Here is a 16,355-nt window from a genome sequence, read left to right as displayed (position 1 = left end):
TCACGTCACCTGTTCGCCGTCCTCGCCGTACGCGAGGTGGGCGTTCGCGTCGAGGATCTCGCGAATCTCGTCGACGGCGAGCCAGACGTCCTCGAAGCCGACGTAGTACGGGGAGGGCGCGACGCGGACGACGTTCGGCGGGCGGAAGTCGACGACGACGCCGCGGTCGCGGAGCGCGCGGCTGAGTTTTCCGGCGTCGGGGTGCTCGACGGCGACGTAGCCGCCGCGGCGTTCGCCCTCCCGGGGCGTCCCGATCGTACACTCGGGGAGGCGTTCGTCCACGAGGCTGACGAGGTAGCGCGTGAGGGCCAGCGAGTGGGCGCGGAGTTCGCCGACGCCCGCGGCCTCGGTGACGTCGAGCGCGCCGAACAGCGGCGCCGCGGCGAACACGGGCACGGTCCCGATCTGGAACGCGGCGGCGCCCCGGGCGGGCTCGAACTCCGGCGCGAGGTCGAACTGCGTGTCGTCGGCGTTCCCCCACCAGCCCGCCATCGCGGGCGGGAGGTCGAAGTGGTCCTCGCGGACGTAGAGCCCGCCGATCGCGCCCGGGCCGGCGTTGAGGTACTTGTAGCTGCACCACACCGCGAAGTCGACGCCGTCGAAGTGGAGGTCGTGGTCGACGACGCCGACGGAGTGCGCGAGGTCGAACCCCGCGTAGGCGTCGTACTCGTGGGCGATCTCCGTGATCGCTTCGACGTCGAGCAGTTGGCCGCTCCGGTAGAGCACCGAGGGCATGAACACGACGGCGGTGTCGTCGTCGACCGCTTCGGCGACGGCGTCCGCCTCGATGGTTCGTCCGTCGTCGCTCTCGACGACGACGAGGTGCTCGTCGGGGTCGAGGCCCCGCACTCGAAGCCGGGAGCGAATCGCGTAGTGGTCGGTCGGGAAGTCGAGTTCGTTGACGACCACCCGGGTGCCGTCGGCGGCGTCGAGGAACGCGCCGACGAGCGCGTGGATGTTCACCGTCGTGGCGTTCGCGGCGACGCACTCCGCGGGCTTCGCGCCGACGACGTCCGCGAGCCTGTCGCCGAGGCGCTCGCCGTAGTCGAACCACGGCGGGTCCGCCTCCGTCCACCCCTCGACGCCGTACTCCTTCCACTGGTCGACGGCTCGCTCCAGCGCGGCCGCGGCGTCCTGACCGTGGACGCCGAGGCTGTTCCCGTCCATGTAGACGGTGTCCTCGGGCACGGAGAAGCGCTCGCGGAGTCCCGTCAGCGGGGATTCGGCGTCGCGCATCCGGGCGGCGGACCGCGACGCGTCGAACTCGTCCATGTCTCGCCATCCGCGCGGAGGCCCATGTACGTTCTGTCGGCGCGCGGCGGTGGTTCGACGGTGTAGCGCCCACTTCGACGCCGTTCGTGTCGAAAATGTAACCTCGTGATTATCGTAGGTAAGAACCCCACGGAAGGTTTAACTACCGGGTCTAGTGTCGCGGGGGGCATGGCTAGCGTCAGAGGTCGATTCGGTACAGAGAGCGCAGATACTGCGAGGAGGGCCGGGAGACGGCCGGCGGCGGTGGACACGGTACTCTCGACGACCGGCGAGCGTGGATCGCCATGAAGATTCGGACGAAGCTCATCGCGCTCTGCCTGGCGATCTCGCTGATCCCCGTGTCGGTCGTCGGGGTCGCCGGCCTCCAGAACATGGAGTCAGTCGGCTCGTACGCCCAGGACGAGAGCACGGCGCAGCTCGAAGACCAGATCACGGGGGAGCTCAACGGGACGATCCAATCCCGGCAGAGCGAGTTCCAGAACATCCTGAGCGTGCGGAAAGTCGACGCCCGGTCGCTGTCGGAGTCGACGCCCGTCCAGAACTACGAGGCCGCCAACGCCGGGGAGATGGAGCTCATCAGGGAGCAGAGCCAGCGGCAGGTCGGCCACGTCGCCCTCCAGATGCACGCCACCGTCGAGACCACCAAACAGCAAATTCTCGACCAGGAGCACGGCGGGCAGGCGTGGAGCGACCTCAGCGCGACCGAACAGCGGGCCGTCAAGGACCAGGTCGAACAGCGGCTGTTCGGCACGGACGGTGACTTCACGCAGCCCAGCGGGACGCTGTCGGAGTCGCTGCAGCCGGGGTACATCGGCGACACCGGCTACGCGTACGTGACCGACCTCGACTCGCGCATCGTCGCCCACCACAGCCTCGAAGACGGCTACAGCCTCCGCGAGGACGCTGGCCTGACGGTGTTCGACGACATCGAGTCGACCGTCGAGTCCGACGACGCCGTCCGGCACGGCGAGGAGTGGGGCATCGCGGAGTACGGCTGGGAGGACACGACACAGGAGGGCAACCCCGTCGAGCAGAAGTTCATCGCGTACACGTACCACGAGGACTTCGACTGGGTGCTCGCGCCGAACGTCTACTACTACGAGCTCCAGACCAGCGCCGTCGAGGACGCCCGCGACGGCATCCGGGACTCGTTCAAGAGCTACATGGAGAGCCGCACCGTCACCGTGGGCGACGAGGAGCGACCCGCGTACGACGAGGTCGTGCTGACCGACGACACCGGCGGCGGCGTCGTGCGCGCCCACCGGACCGCCGACGGGACGGTCGCCACGGAGACGGTCGGGGACACGTCCTACGCGGACACCGACTGGTACGCGGACACCGAGTCCCTCGGGAACGGCGAAATCCACGTCAGCGACGTGCAGACCGTCGACGGCGAGCAGGTGGTGTACGTCGCCACGCCGGTGTTCTACGACGGCGAGTTCGCGGGCGTGGTGTCGCTGCGCTTCGACTACGGCATCATCTCGGACATCGCGACCGGCATCACGGTCGGCGACTCCGGCCACCTGAGCATCGTCGACGGGGACGGCACCGTCCTCAGCCATCCCGACGAGTCGGTCGTCGAGTCCGGCGCGTCCATCACGAGCGAGTCGTACGGCGGCACGCTCGCCGGCGACGCCGCGGACACGATTCTCGCCGGAGAGTCCGGCATGCGGACGTTCGAGCGCACGACCGGGGACGGGACCGAGCGCTACTACGCCGCGTACGCACCCCTGCAGTTCGGGGACAAGCAGTTCGCGCTCGTCGGGACCGTCCCGGAGACCGACGTGACGGGGCCGGCGGACGCCCTCGCACAGGCGCTGAACGACCGCACCACGGACGCACGCAACCTCCTGCTGTTGCTCTTCGGCGTGGTCATCGTCGGCGTCGTGGCGCTCGGGTACTACGCCTCGCGGTACTTCTCGCGGCCCATCGAAGCGGTTCGCGACGAGGCCACGTCGCTGTCGCAGGGGCAGTTCGACGGCGGCACGGACATCGACGCGCCGGACGACGAGATCGGCGAACTCGTCGACGCGTTCGACGACATGCGGCGGAACCTCCGCCAACAGGTCGCCGAGCTGCGGGACGTCAGTACGGGCCTCGAACGGGGCGACCTCGACCAGGACGTCGACACCGACCTCCCCGGCGAGTTCGGCGCCATCATGACCGAGCTCGACGGCGGCATCAGCCGCCTGCAGGTCGGCTTCGACGAGATTCGCGGGACCAGCCGACGGATTCGCGAGGGCGACCTCGACAGCGACGTCGACACCGACCTCCCCGGCGAGTACGGCGCGGTGCTCGCGGACCTCGACGCGGGCGTCCAGCAGCTCTCCGGGAGCTTCGACCAGCTCGGCGAGGTCAGCCGCCAGCTCCGCGACGGCGACCTCGACCAGGACATCGACACCGACTTGCCCGGCCAGTACGGCGACGTGATGACCGACCTCGAGGCCGGCGTCGAGGAGCTCGAAGCCAGCCTCGCCGAGGTCCGCGAGGTCGCCGGGAAGTTCGCGGAGCTGAGCGACGAGACCGCCGCGAGCGCCGAGGAGATCAAGACGGCGAGCCAGGAGACCGCCCAGGCCGTCGAGCAGATCGCCAGCGGCGCCGACCAGCAGACCGAACAGCTGCAGTCGGTCTCCCACGAGATGAACGACCTCTCGGCGACCATCGAGGAGGTCGCCTCCTCCTCGGAGGACGTCGTCGCGACGGCCAACGAGGCCGTCGAGCTTGCGGACCGCGGCCGCGACCACGCCGCGGACGCCACCGACGAGATTTCCGCCATCGAGTCCGAGGCCGACGAGGCCGTCGAGCAGGTCGAGCGCCTCGACTCACGCATCGAGGAGATCAACGAGATCGTCGGGCTCATCACGGACATCGCCGAGCAGACGAACCTGCTCGCGTTGAACGCGTCCATCGAGGCGGCGCGCGCCGGCGAAGCCGGTGAGGGCTTCGCGGTCGTCGCGGACGAGATCAAGACGCTGGCCGCGGAGGCCGGCGACGCCACCGACGAGGTGGAGGCGCTCATCGAGGACGTCCAGTCCAGCACCGACGAGACCGTCGAAGACATGCAGTCGATGCAACACCGCGTCGAGACCGGCTCGGATACCATCGCCGAGGCCATCGAGATGTTCGACGACATCGCCGAGGCGGTCACCGACGCCGGTCGCGGCGTCGAGGAGATCTCGGACGCGACCGAGGACCAGGCGGTCTCCACGGAGGAGGTCGTCGCGATGGTCGACGAGGTCTCCAGCGTGAGCGAGGAGTCCGCCGCCGAGGCGAGCAACGTCTCCGCGGCGACCGAGGAACAGACCGCCGCCATCGACGAGGTGACGACGAACATCCAGGACGTCTCCCAGTCCGCGAAGGCCCTGCAGTCGCTCGTCGCGCAGTTCGACGTCGCCGACGACGCCGGGACGGCGGGCCAGAGCTACGAGCCGTCCGAGCAGGAGTTCGATTTCGACGCGGGCGACCGCGGGGCGGCGACCGACGGCGGGAACGCGGGCCCCGACCCGGCCGACGACTGACCGCGCCGTCTCCTGTTTTTCCGCGAGCGCGGCGAGCCGCGCGGAGAACCGAGCCGGTTCGACGCACATTTCACGGTCGGGCGGCGACCCTATCGTGAATGAGTCGCTACCGGACGGCCGGCCGCTTCCTGCTGCTGTGCGCGGTCTGGGGGACGGCGTTCATGGCGACGGACGTCGGCCTCGCGGACCTCCCCGCGGTGCCGTTCGCCGCGGTGCGCTTCGACGTCGCCGCCGCGCTGCTGTTCGCCGCCGTCCTCGCCTCGGGAACCGAGTTCCGACCGCACACCCGCGACGACTACGTCTACGTGCTCGTCGGCGGCGCGCTCATCATCGGCGCCCACCACGCGCTCCTCTTCGCCGGCCAGCGCTACGTCACGGGCGGCGTCGCGGCCGTTCTCCTGGGGCTCGTCCCCGTCGTGACGCCCGCGCTCACGCGTCTGGTCTCCACCGACGAGGAGTTCACCGCCGCGACCGCGCTCGGGGTCGCGCTCGGGTTCGCGGGCGTCGTCGTCATCGCCGATCCCGACCCCACGAACCTCGCGGACAGCGTGCTCGGGGTCTCGCTCGTGCTCGCGTCCGCGCTCGCGTTCGCCGTCGCCGCGGTCGTCACCCACAGCCGCTCGCCCTCGATGCCGTTCCTCTCCACGCAGGCGTGGATGATGGCCGTCGGCGCCGTCGTCCTCCACGCCGCCGTGCTCGCGCTGCCCGGCCAGTCGTTCGCGGACGCGACGTGGACGCCGTCAGCGCTCGGCGCCGTCGCGTACCTCTCCGCCATCGCCGGCGTCGGCGGCTTCCTGCTGTACTTCACGCTGCTGGACGACCTCGGCCCCATCGAGATGAGCTTCATCGAGTACGTGATTCCCGTGTTCGCGGCGCTGGCGGGCTGGCTCGTCCTCGGCCAGGAAGTGACGCCCGCGACCGTCACCGGGTTCGCGTTCATCCTCGCGGGGTTCGTCGCCGCGAAGTGGCGGGCGCTGCGCGCGGAACTCCGGCGCGCCGCCGACCGCGACGTCGACGCCGCCGACTAGCTCAGAGCCGGTGGGTGTACCGCCGGAGGAGGTCGCCGTGCTCGTCGTAGAAGTGGACGGTGAACTGCTTGGTGTCCATCGTCGCCTCGATCTCGTCCTTCCGGACGGTGAAGTCGTACGGCGGGTCCTCGACGGCTCGCAGCTCCGTGCCGCTCCCGGTGGTGACGACGACGCGGTCGACGCCTTCGGCGTTCGTCACCTCGCAGGCCACCGCGTCGCCGCCTGCCGTCTCCGAGCACGCCAGCTCCGGCTGGGCGTCCGGCGCACCGTCGGCGGTCATCGCCGACCCGAAGTCCACGGTCATCGCGCCCGCGGGGAACGTCCCGGCGACGAGCACGACCGCGAGGAACACCGCGAGCATCGCCGTCGGGAGCCGCTTCCCGACGCGCTGGCGCAGCCCCGACGACCGCCGCCACCGGAGCGCCAGCGGAATCACGACGACGTGGTGGATCGGCCCGTAGAACAGCACCACGAACCCGTACGCCATCGTGTAGTCGAGAAACCCCCAGTCCACGTACGACTCGAGGACGTTCGACCCCGCCCAGAGGAAGAAGCCCAGGAAGAGGAGCGCGCCGCTCTTCAACACCCGCCAGCTCACCGAGTTCGCGTAGTAGACGGTCTTCGCGGCCCGCCAGCCGCTGCCGACCGCGCTCGCGATGGCGCCCGAGAACGGCGACGCCCGCTCGGACCTGTTAGACACGGCGCATCACCTTGCGTGGAGATTCGCGAGCGGACCGGGTGGGGGTTGTCCCGAATATATTTGCGGGAGTCAGGGCCCGATCTGCCAGACGTTCGAGAGCAGGAACCAGTTCAGCGCGTACAGCACGACGAAGACGGCGAGGAACACGAGCGTGAGCGCGAACGTCCCGCGCATGCTCTGCTCGTGGACCTCGCCGTCGCCGCCGTCCGCGGTGAGCGCGGGGTCGTCGACGAGGGGGCCGCCGTCGAAGCTGTCGCCGGCGACCAGCGTGCCGACCGCGATCACGACGAACAGCGCGCCGCCGACGACGGAGAGGATGGCGGCGACGCCGAACACCGCGAAGAACGGCGCCGACGGCGAGAAGTCGAACGCGGTCCCGGGGATGTCCATCACGGAGGGGTGGCGCCGCGGCACGCCGAAGAGGAGGCCGAGGTACATCATCATGAGGCAGACGACGGCCATCGCGCCGGCGTAGAAGAACGGCTGGATCGACGCGAGGATGCCGCCGATCCAGTCGCGACCGAACACGAGTCTGAGGACGTAGTACGCGAGCCCCATGAACGCGAGCGTGGTGCCGGTGACGACGGTGGCGTGGAAGTGCCCGGGGACGGCGAGGTTGTTGTGCCAGCTCATGTTGAGCTGCATCTGGCCCATCATCACGCCGGTGATGCCGCCGAGGAAGCCGAACAGGATGATGGACAGAATCGTCGAGGAGAACCCGGGGTCCTTCCAGGGGGCGGACCACAGCCAGCCGAAGAGGCCGCCGCCCGCGCCCTTCCGCCGGCGACCGGCTTCGAGGCCCGCCGGGATGGCGAACGCGTGAATCATCGACGCGACGACCGCGCCGTACGCGGCGTAGGAGGTGTTCCACATGCGCCACGACGACGACAGCGCGGGGTCGGACATCAGGTGGTGGGCGGCGCCGAGGTTGATGAAGAAGAGGTAGAGCACGAACGCGATGCGGGAGATCTTCTCGGAGGCGACCTCGGCGCCCCCGACGACGTGGGTCATGAAGTACCAGACCGTGATCATCGCGAGGAGGTTGATCTGCTGGCTGCCGTGACCGATGGTCCAGAACATCTGGCGGTACCACGCCGCGTCGAGGTGTTCGAGGAAGCCGACGCGCCAGAGGAACGCGGGGACGAGCGCGGTGATGCCGCCGACGAGCGCCTCCAGCGCGATGACGGCGGTGATGAACGCACCGAACGTGATGAGCGGCAGCGTCTTGCTCGGGTGCTCGCGTTTCTCGTGCCAGAGCGTCACGAAGAACGGGACGGCGGCGACGAGCGCACCCAGCAGGAAGAGGACGGCGCCCGCGAAGTACGGCGCGGGCGACGGCAGCGGGACGTACGACGTGTAGAACGGCGCCTGGTTCGGGAGTTCGTACGTCGCGATGCTGTAGACGGCGAGGCCGCCGCCGAGCACCATGATGCCGTAGCCCGCCCAGCCGAGTTTCGGGACGGAGAGCCGGCGGCCGAGCACGAACGGCCCGCCGACGTAGAGGATGGCGATCTCCATGAACACCATCCAGAACAGGATCATGAACCACGCGTGCAGGCTCGTGAACCGGTAGTACTGCCCGGGGTCGAGGAAGCCGATCGCCTCCCAGCGGGTCATCGCGACCGTGAGCGCGAACGCGCCGCCGACCGCCAGCGAGACGATGGCGGTGACGCCGAACAGTTTCACGAGGTCCTCGGCGGACTTGTGAATCGTGAGCCCCGTGACGCCACACTCCCGGAAGCCGTCGCTGTCGTACTCGAACGTGCTCAATCCGAACATCTCAGACCACCTCCACGACGCCCTTCATCCCCATGCCGAGGTGGGGCTCGCAGTAGTACGTGTAGACGCCCCGTTCCTCGAACGTGACCGAGTCGCTGTACCCCTCGTTCTCGAAGGACTCGACGCCCTGCCAGCCCGCGCCGTCGGGCTGGGACTCCACGAGGACGTTGTGGTTGTCCGAGACCCACTCGAAGTTCACCGTCGTCCCCGAGGACACCTGGACGGCGGTCGGGCCGAACGCGTACGGCCCGCCGTTCCCCTCCGCGCCGACGTCGACGGTGACCTCGCTCTGGTCGGTGGCGTCCGTCGGCGAGCCCTCGAAAGTCTCGGTCGCGCCGCCGCGCGCGTCGCTCGTGAACCAGCCGTCGTAGGCGGCGCCGGATTCCTCGCCCGAGTTGCTGCTGCCGGTCTCGACCGGCTCGTGGTCGCGCACGACGAACGTGCCGTGCATCGAGCGGTGGCCGACGCCACAGAACTCGTTACAGACGACGTGGTAGGTGCCGGTCTCGTCGAAGGACATCTCCAGCACCCACTCGTAGCCGGGGAGAATCTGGAGGGAAATCTGCTTGCTGAGGTTGCCCTCCGGGCGCACGCCGAACCCGTGCTGGACGTCGTAGGAGCCGAGGTGGAACTTGTACGTCTCGCCCGGGCGCAGCACGACCGGGAGGCCGTCCCAGCCCCACTGGAGCGCGCCGACGTAGACGTCGTTTCCGTCCGGCACGAGCAGTTCCTCGCCGTCCACGTCGAGCGCGCCCGCCGAGTCCTTGAACGACTGGACCTTCTGGCGGTAGCGCTCCGTGGTCACCTCGTAGGTCTCGCCGGTCTGGTTCTGCTCGCCGAACTGCGTCCAGCCGACCATCCAGCCGAACAGCGACACCGCCCACGCGCCCGAGATGCCCAGCCAGATGGACTCCCGGCGGTTGACCGACTGATTCCACCAGTCGCCCTCCGGGGAGTCGAGCGGGGAGTGATCGTCGTCGCCCATCGTGTCACCCCGCGGGAACGGTGAAGATGTCGATTACACCCCACAGGACGTACGAGACCATGAAGTACAGGATGGCCGCGCCCGCCAGCAGCCACTCGCTGTCGAGGAGCTGTTGGGGCCACGGCGGGCTGTCCCCGTCGGTCGTGTCACTGGACATAGTCGAGCGTCGTCGCGCACCCCCGGAGGAAGTTGCCCCGAACGCGTTCGTCAGGGTTACCAGTAGCTGACAACGGGTCGCTCTATTCGGAGTCGAGAACGAAACTGTCGGCCGGTACAGGCCGCTACCCGATTTCCGGGAGCCGCCGTTCTATCGTCTTGGGGCGCCCTGGATGGCGCCGTCGTCGTGCCACAGTTCGACGCCGAACCACGCCAGCGCGGTGGCGGCGATGGTCGCGAGCAGCACCCAGGCGGGGAGGCCGAGCAGCGCCTGGACGACGCCACTGGCGGTGTTCGAGACGCTCTCGGGTACGAGTCCGGCGTCCGAGGCGTTCGCGTCTCTCGCGGCGCTGTCCTCGTCGTCCTGGGCGGTTCGCGAGGTCAGACCGAGTGAGGCGGCGCTCTCACCGCCGGCGCTCTCGTCACCCGTGTTCAGTCGCTCGGCCTCGTACGCCGCGTACCCGCCCTCGCTGTGGCCCACACGGGTCAGGTTCCACACGACCTCCCCCTGTTCGTTTATCTCGACGACTCGCCCGCCCCTGGTGTCGGTGATGAGCGTGTGGCCGTTCGGCAGTCGGTCCGCGTCGCGCGGCCACGTGAGCCGCTCGTCCTGCCACACCCAGGACTGCTCCCAGCCGCCGGCTTCGGTCCGCGCGTACTCGATGGTGCGGTTGTTGTTCGAGTCCGCGATCAACACGGCGGGCCCGCCCGCGGACTCGTCGAAGTAGTCCGGGTTGTGCTGGCCGTCGAGCACGCTGAAGCGGTCGTCCGCGCCGATCGTCCAGTTTTCCTGGAGGCCGGTCTCTGGGTCGAGGAAGATCACCTGGTCGTGGTTGCGGGGACTCACCATGATGCGCCCGTCTTCGAGCTGCTCGACGTCGTTGATGTGCGCCCAGTCGTCGGGGTACTGCCCGCCCGAATCGAGCGAGAAGTGGTTCTGCATGTTCCACTCCCACGTGACGATGCCGGTGGTGGTGTTCACGACGAACACCTCGTCGGCGTGCATGTCCCCGACGACGTACCGCGAGTCGCCGACCCGGTCGGCGTCGTGCCACTGCCGGTAGTCCGTCGGGTCCACGCGCGAGTACAGCACCTCGGTCTCGCCGGTCGTGAGGTTCGCGCGCTCGATGATCTGGCGGTAGCAGGACTCGTCGTCGCCGACGGGGTCACACAGCGACTCGTTGTGGACTTCGTCGGTGGCGACGTACACGACCGAGTTCGACTCGTTGGGGACCGGGTCGACGTCCCAGTAGGCGTCGTGGGTGTCGTCGTGGTACAGCAGTGTGCCGTTCAGGGAGTACTGCCAGATGTCGCCGCCGGTGACGTGTGCGGTGACGACGGTGGTCCGCTCGCCGGGGTTGCTCGTGTTGTACCCGTCGGCGACGGTGAGACTCCAGTCGGATTGGGTCTGTTCGTCCGTGTTCTCGGCGGTTGTGGGAACCGCGGAGGCGACGAGGAGGGCCGACGACACGAGGATGGCCGAGGCGAACACGACCCTGAACGCCGTCGTGGTGCGCATACACGTCAGTTCAGGATACTTTACAAAAGGCGTATTTACGAGTTCTATACCAGGTGTTTCGAAGTCGCGATAGCAACTGCTGTTACGTCTCCGCCTCCAGCCAGTCGAGTTGCGCGCGCAGTTCCTTGCGGCGCTGGCGCTCGATGAGCGTCGCGTCCAGCACGTCGCCGACGACGGGGACGTCCAGCGAGAACGCCGTCTGCGCAATTACTTCGGACTCCTCGCCGTCCGCGCGCGCCTCGACGGCGTAGCTCGTCCACATCTGCCCGAAGATCCCCTCGCGCTGCTCGTACGCGAGCGCCGCGCCCTCCCGGTCGACGACTTCCAGTTCCAGTACGATGTCCGCGATACCCACGCTGTTCGCGACGCGAATCGTCTCCCCGTCGACGTCGACCTCGTCGAAGCCCGCCGAGCGCACGAACGCTTCGAGGTCCGTCGTGGCGTCCTCGACGGCCGCGGGCGGCGCCGCGATTCGCCGCGTCTCCGTGACGTCGTTCATGCGAGCGCGTTCGCTCGCCGCGGAAAAGCGGGTTTCCCTCGGTCCCAGCCTCCGGGAACGTCTACCCGTCCCGGGCGCGTCCGCGCGCTCGCCACGCTCCGAGCAAACGCTCGGTAGAGACCGTAGCGCGTGAGGTGATGAAACGACGGAATCCGGCGCCGGTGCGACACGATAGGTCCGAACACGCGCCCTAAATTGATATAGCTGCATTTGATTTATTCGTTCACATCGCGGCCGAGGTGTCTTGGTAGTCAGTGACGAACAGTACGCTCAACGAGGTATTCGTCGGCCCGCGAAGGCGCTCAGGGTGTGCCCCACCGGCAGACGGCCAGTGCGGCCGCCCCACCCGTCTTCACTGACTGTCTTACTGACGACGACGGGACCCACACGAGCACCGAACTCGTCTCCCGCGCCGTCGCGAACCTGACCTTCGTCGACGTAGCCAACGCCGGGCTGGCGGTCACGGCCGGGATAATCGGGGAGTCCACGCCCATCTCCGGGACGGTCGACGTTCCCGCGGACGACCACCGCGACATCCTGTCCCGAATCGACGAGCCCGAGGGGAGTTCGTTCGACGTGTTCGTCGAGAAAGCCCCCGTCGAGCCTCGCGTCGTTTCCGCTCGCCGTGTACAGGTCCAACACGAAGTCGAACGTCCTCGTGACGGTCCACGACGACGAACTCGACGCCCCTATCGAAGAGTGCCGGGCGCGTCGACTTCGGACGAGCGCCGAGACGACGGATCGAGCATCAGCGGGTGACCGATTCGGCCACGAATATCACAACCGAGACGCGTCTCCTCTCGGGGCTGCCGGCGAGCGGAACAGCCCCGTGTCTCGTCGTGAGCGCGAGGCGCCGCCGAGTAGCCACCGTGCAGTCGCCTCCCGCTATCATCTGTGGGTGGGACCGACTGATTCCGGCTTCCTCGGTTCTTCACCCGTGAGTAGAGGTAGCCTCCTACACGCTCGCGTGTCGCGCCTGACAGTAGATCGAACAGCCCGGGGGCCGAAGATGCAATCGTAGGGCTGCCCGTCGTCGCCAGGGAACTGCGAGCAGTTGCTGAAGCAGCATCCCGGATACGAAGGAGGACTTCTACAACAACGGTCCCGCCTCGGAGTGGAACGCCAGTCGCGGCCCCGTCAAAGTTGGACGTGATCTGTGCAGAGACCGAAGAGAGACTCCGCCCGTGGATTATCCTTATCACGGAATCCAGCACTACATGTAGAGGTCGAATATCATTCTAGAAGGTGCAAGAAGCGAAATAATCAAGAATAGTAGCACCACATTGGCACCAGAACAGGCCTCGTCCAGAGTGATAAATGCCCTTATCACTTGTAGGGGAACACTGAAGTGCGCGGGGTGAAATCCGACGAGCATGGCCGGCGAGGACCGCGCAGTCGCGAAGACGTACGTGCCGACAGAGCAGAAAGAGCGGTGGAGCGAGCACGCCGACGAGCTGGACATGTCCCAGAGCGAGTACCTCAGGACGATGGTACAGGCCGGGCGGCGAGGGTTCCTGACCGGCCGCGAGGAAGGTGGTTCTGGGGACGCTACCCCTGGGGGGAGCGGCCTCGAAGACCGGGTCCTCGATTCGCTCTCCGAGGGAGTGCTGTCGTGGGACGAACTGGTCGCCGAGCTCTCCGGGGACTTCGAGGACAGGCTCTACGAGACCGTCCAGGAACTAGAGGACGCCGGCCGGATTCGCCACGACCCCCGTGAGAACGGCTACGTGCTGCGGGGCGACCGATGAGCGAGCGCGCGGGCCGGTCCCGGGGCGGAGGCGTCGAGGACCCGATCGAGTACTTCCTCGAAGACATGTCCTACCACGGAAAGTCCGAGCGGACGTGCGAGGCCTACGGGCGCGTCCTCCGGGAGTTCGAGGCGTTCCTCGCCGAGACAGCGACGACGCCCGCGGAGGCAGACCGCCGGGACTGCCTGGCGTGGGTGCACGAGCTCCGCGGCGACCACGCGGACAGCACGGTCGCGACGTACGCCTCCTACCTGAACCGGTTCTACGGCTACATGACTCAGGTCGGGGAGTTCGACGGCAACCCGATGACGCTGGTCACCCAGGAGATGGACGAAGCCATCGACACGGACCCGACGCGGCGGGAGATCTCGATTCCGGGGATGCGGGCGTTCGTCGACGGCGTCACGCACCCGCTCGACCGCGCAGTCATGCTGACGCTGCTGAAGACCGGGGTCCGGGTGGGCGAGCTCTGCAACCTCGACCTCCGGGACGTCGCGCTGGACGAACCGCGAGTGAGCGAGGCCTACGACCTCGGGACGCGGCCGCAGCTCGAGGGGCACCCGGACACGTTGTTCGTCGACCCGGACGTGAGCCGCGGTGAGGTCGCGAACGGCGAGGAGCGGACGGCCTCGAACAAGCGCAAACGCGCGACGCTCGTCCCCGTGGACGGAGAGCTGAAGGCCGCGCTCGTGCGCTGGCTGGCGATTCGACCAGACACGCCGTCCCCCGCGGAGCCCCTGTTCGCGAGTACGCGAGACGCGTGGGGACAGCGGCTCACGCCGGAGATGGTGCGCTCGGCGGTGCGCGAGCACGCCGAACGCGAGGGCTGGTACCGTAGCGGCGCGGACGCCGCGGAGAACGTCACGCCCCACTACTTCCGGCACTTCTTCACTACGCACCTCCGGGACAGGACCGGAGACCGCGGCATCGTGAAGTACCTCCGCGGGGACGTCGCCGACGACGTCATCGACACGTACACCCACAACTGGGGCGACCGGGTCCGTCGCGTCTACCTGGACTACATCTACTCGCTGACGTAACGCTCGAAAACCAACGCGTAAATCGTATGATGCAATATAGAAATTGGTGGTTCGGGCGACCGCGTCTCCCCCTCAGTACTGTCCACGTAACACCCTCGTTGTCGCCTGTACGGGCGGAGAGACGACGATAAGGTGTTCGGTAACGCGACCAGCCGCCGCGTTTCGGCTGGCTTCTGGGGAGTCACTCGGGAACGTCGGCGTCCTGGGAGGTGTGGAAGTGACGGGCGCACTGGACGAGCCCGATGTGGCTGAACGCCTGCGGGAAGTTCCCCCGGTGTTCGCCCGTCTCCGGCTCGATCTCCTCGGCGAACAGACCGAGCGGGGAGACGTACTCCATCACGTTCTCGTAGACCGTTTCGGCCTCGTCTTCGCGGCCCGCGCGGAACAGCGACTGCACGAGCCAGAACGAGCACAGCACGAACGGGTTCTCGTGCCCGGGAATGCCGTCCTCCCCGAAGTAGCGGTACACGAGCCCGTCCTCCGTCGCGAGCTTGTCGCGGATAGTCTCGATGGTGCTCACGATGCGGGGGTCGTCGGGCGGCAGGAACTCCAGAATCGACATGCGGAGCGCGACCGCGTCGAGCTGCTCCGACCCGAACGCCCGCACGAACGACCCGCGGTCCTCGTCGTAGCCGCGGTCGAGAATCGCCGCCTTGATCTCCGCGCGCTCGTCCGTCCAGGTCTCGACGGGCGCGTCGAAGCCCCTCCGAGTGGCGATTCTGATGGCGCGGTCGACGGCGACCCAGCACATCACCTTCGAGTGGACGAAGTGCCGGGGCTCGCTGCGGACCTCCCAGATGCCGCTGTCGGGCTCCGTCCAGGCCTCGCAGACGTACTCCACGATGTCCGTCACGGTATCCCAGAGCCGGTCGGTGACGACCTCCTGATAGCGGGCCATCTCGTAGATCGCGAGGACGAGCTCCCCGTAGACGTCGAGCTGGCGCTGGTCGACGGCGGCGTTCCCGACGCGAACGGGCGCGGACTCGCGGTAGCCTTCGAGGTTCGGAATCACTTCCTCCACGATGTCGGTCTCTCCGTGGAGGCCGTACAGGGGGTGGTAGAACGGCCGGGCGGCGTCGCTGGGGTCGCCCTGGTACATGATGTTGCGGCACCACTCGACGAACCCGCGGGCTTCCTCCCGGCACCCCATGCGGACGAGCGTCCGGATGGTGAGCGCGGAGTCCCGCAGCCAGCTGAACCGGTAGTCCCAGTTGCGGACGCCGCCGACTTCCTCCGGGAGCGACGTCGTCGGTGCGGCGGCGATGGCGCCGGTCGGCTGGTGGATGAGCAGCCGCAGCACGAGCAGCGAACGGACCGCGGCAGCCGACCAGCTGTCGGCGGCTTCCCGCTCGTTTCGACAGCCGCGCAGCCAGCTGTGCCAGTACCGCACCGTATCGTCGTGGAGCTCCTCGTAGGACGGGAACTCTCGTTCCGGCTGGCCGTACTGGGCGAGGTACCAGACGGAGTCGCCCTCGTCGAGCGCGAGCGTCGTGTGCGCGACGTCCGCGTCCTGGTCGACGGACAGCGACCTGTGGAGGTTGAGCTGGTCGCCGCCGGCGCGCGCAGCGACGCCGTAGTCGGTCGGTTCGAGGACGGTCTCGGCGCGCGCGTAGTCGAAGCGCGGGCGGAACTCCACGTCGAGTTCGACGGCTCCGCTCGTGCACGCGACCCGCCTGACGAGCGCCGGCGTGGCGAGCGTCGTCGCCGACCGGGCGTGCCTGACCGGCATGAAGTCCGTCAGCACGGCCTCGCCGCCGTCCACGGAGAACGTCGTCTCGAGGACGTTGGTCCGCTCGACGTACGACTGCTCGGACTCGAAGGCGCCGCTGGGCCGGACGTCGAAGTGGCCGCCCGTCTCGTCGTCGAGAATCGCGGCGAACACGCTCCCGGATTCCAGGTGCGGGAAACAACACCAGTCGACGGAGCCGTCGTCGCCGACCAGTGCGCACGTTTCGAGATTCCCGACGAGGCCGTAGTTCTCTATCGGCGCGTACCCCATACGGGACGTACGGGCGGTTCGTCCATAACTTCCGAGGGCGGGGACGCCAGCCGGGGAGCCGTCAGTCGCCGTCCTCGACCTCGCGCTCGGCGCCGCCACGGTCTCCTTCCTG

At 68.2% G+C, this 16,355-nt stretch carries 13 protein-coding genes; 5 read left to right on the top strand and 8 right to left on the bottom strand.

Annotated features, from left to right (window positions below):
- Positions 1-1,272 carry a kynureninase gene (gene kynU / locus G9C83_RS06815; RefSeq protein ID WP_167245345.1) on the bottom strand — a complete coding sequence of 424 codons (1,272 nt, stop codon included), beginning with the start codon at positions 1,270-1,272 and terminating at the stop codon, positions 1-3.
- A 284-nt stretch (positions 1,273-1,556) separates the two neighbouring features.
- Between kynU and G9C83_RS06810 the strand changes: the two genes are divergently transcribed.
- Together G9C83_RS06810 and G9C83_RS06805 are read left to right on the top strand one after the other, a co-directional pair.
- Positions 1,557-4,790, top strand: coding sequence for a methyl-accepting chemotaxis protein (locus tag G9C83_RS06810; protein ID WP_167245344.1), 3,234 nt, complete (start codon positions 1,557-1,559; stop codon positions 4,788-4,790).
- Positions 4,791-4,888: 98 nt separating this feature from the next.
- On the top strand, positions 4,889-5,818 hold the full coding sequence (locus tag G9C83_RS06805) for a DMT family transporter (protein ID WP_167245343.1): 930 nt from the start codon (positions 4,889-4,891) through the stop codon (positions 5,816-5,818).
- 1 nt (position 5,819) lies between these two features.
- Here the strand turns inward: G9C83_RS06805 and G9C83_RS06800 are convergent, their stop codons facing one another.
- The 6 genes from G9C83_RS06800 to G9C83_RS06775 all read right to left on the bottom strand — a co-directional run bounded on the left by G9C83_RS06800 (position 5,820) and on the right by G9C83_RS06775 (position 11,456).
- Positions 5,820-6,518: a hypothetical protein gene (locus tag G9C83_RS06800; RefSeq protein WP_167245342.1), complete on the bottom strand. Its 699-nt coding sequence runs from the start codon at positions 6,516-6,518 to the stop codon at positions 5,820-5,822.
- Between the two features lie 69 nt (positions 6,519-6,587).
- The gene (locus tag G9C83_RS06795) at positions 6,588-8,297 is read right to left on the bottom strand and encodes a cbb3-type cytochrome c oxidase subunit I (protein WP_167245341.1); all 1,710 of its coding nucleotides are present in this window, start codon (positions 8,295-8,297) and stop codon (positions 6,588-6,590) included.
- A gap of 1 nt (position 8,298) precedes the next feature.
- Positions 8,299-9,282 (bottom strand): plastocyanin/azurin family copper-binding protein, encoded by a 984-nt coding sequence (locus G9C83_RS16025; protein ID WP_243837910.1) that lies wholly within the window; start codon positions 9,280-9,282, stop codon positions 8,299-8,301.
- A 4-nt stretch (positions 9,283-9,286) separates the two neighbouring features.
- Positions 9,287-9,439 carry a hypothetical protein gene (locus G9C83_RS06785; RefSeq protein ID WP_167245340.1) on the bottom strand — a complete coding sequence of 51 codons (153 nt, stop codon included), beginning with the start codon at positions 9,437-9,439 and terminating at the stop codon, positions 9,287-9,289.
- Between the two features lie 150 nt (positions 9,440-9,589).
- Entirely contained in the window at positions 9,590-10,957 is a 1,368-nt protein-coding gene (locus G9C83_RS06780; protein WP_167245339.1) for an arylsulfotransferase family protein, read from the bottom strand.
- Positions 10,958-11,039: 82 nt separating this feature from the next.
- Positions 11,040-11,456, bottom strand: coding sequence for an SRPBCC family protein (locus G9C83_RS06775; RefSeq protein WP_167245338.1), 417 nt, complete (start codon positions 11,454-11,456; stop codon positions 11,040-11,042).
- A gap of 309 nt (positions 11,457-11,765) precedes the next feature.
- Here G9C83_RS06775 and G9C83_RS06770 point away from each other — a divergent pair, with 309 nt between their 5' ends.
- The 3 genes from G9C83_RS06770 to G9C83_RS06760 all read left to right on the top strand — a co-directional run bounded on the left by G9C83_RS06770 (position 11,766) and on the right by G9C83_RS06760 (position 14,244).
- The gene (locus G9C83_RS06770) at positions 11,766-12,215 is read left to right on the top strand and encodes a hypothetical protein (RefSeq protein ID WP_167245337.1); all 450 of its coding nucleotides are present in this window, start codon (positions 11,766-11,768) and stop codon (positions 12,213-12,215) included.
- 614 nt (positions 12,216-12,829) lie between these two features.
- Entirely contained in the window at positions 12,830-13,204 is a 375-nt protein-coding gene (locus tag G9C83_RS06765) for a DUF5805 domain-containing protein (RefSeq protein ID WP_167245336.1), read from the top strand.
- Positions 13,201-14,244 carry a tyrosine-type recombinase/integrase gene (locus G9C83_RS06760; RefSeq protein ID WP_167245335.1) on the top strand — a complete coding sequence of 348 codons (1,044 nt, stop codon included), beginning with the start codon at positions 13,201-13,203 and terminating at the stop codon, positions 14,242-14,244. Before G9C83_RS06765 ends, G9C83_RS06760 begins: the two co-directional genes overlap by 4 nt.
- Before the next feature lie 181 nt (positions 14,245-14,425).
- On the opposite strand, the gene G9C83_RS06755 is transcribed toward G9C83_RS06760, so the two are convergent.
- Positions 14,426-16,243 (bottom strand): glycoside hydrolase family 15 protein, encoded by a 1,818-nt coding sequence (locus G9C83_RS06755; protein WP_167245334.1) that lies wholly within the window; start codon positions 16,241-16,243, stop codon positions 14,426-14,428.
- Positions 16,244-16,355: the final 112 nt, after the last annotated feature.

Source organism: Halobacterium sp. R2-5, assembly GCF_011734195.1.
Taxonomy (GTDB): domain Archaea; phylum Halobacteriota; class Halobacteria; order Halobacteriales; family Halobacteriaceae; genus Halobacterium.
Note: the sequence above shows the minus strand (reverse complement) of the source record. Positions and strands in the feature narration are given on the sequence as shown.